Source organism: Lentilactobacillus parakefiri (assembly GCF_002157585.1).
GTDB lineage: Bacteria > Bacillota > Bacilli > Lactobacillales > Lactobacillaceae > Lentilactobacillus > Lentilactobacillus parakefiri.
The window spans coordinates 1-483 of the sequence record NZ_BDGB01000043.1; the positions used below are offsets into that span (position 1 = coordinate 1).

Annotated in this window: 1 protein-coding gene; it reads right to left on the reverse strand. The window is 42.9% G+C overall.

What is annotated here, in order from left to right; genetic code table 11:
- Positions 1 to 412 (reverse strand): IS3 family transposase (locus tag LPKJCM_RS04065; RefSeq protein ID WP_225364108.1); only part of this gene is annotated, 412 nt, incomplete at its 3' end.
- Positions 413 to 483: the final 71 nt, after the last annotated feature.

Genomic DNA, 483 nt, shown 5'->3' on the forward strand with positions numbered 1-483 from the left:
TTAGGGAATTCAATGGTTTCATGGCAAATTCAAGATTGGGACTGCCGGCAGTAATGGCAAAGGTTAGGATCTCATTATTGTATAAATCCATTATTGGTTCGAAATACACCTTTTCCTGAGTTTCGGGGATCTTAAATTCAGTGACATCGGAAACCATCTTCTGCTTTGGCCAATCGGTTTGAAAACGGCGGCGTAACTTGTTTTTGACTCTAGTTCCTTCAGGACCTTTAGAGGAATCATATTTGCGGATCTTCTTACGATAACCTTCCCCTTGGATATCCAACTCCTTCATCAGCCGATAAACGCGCTTATGGTTGACCTTAAGGTCAAAATCATTCAGGAGGGCCTGGGTAATCCGCAGAACCCCCATGTGTTGGTCGTGATTCCAGATACGAGAAATAAAGTGTTTCAATTGGCAATCCTTGTCTGGTTTCTTAAATTGGCGTTTCCAGTAGAAAAGGTATCTGGAGAGATTGGCAGGAC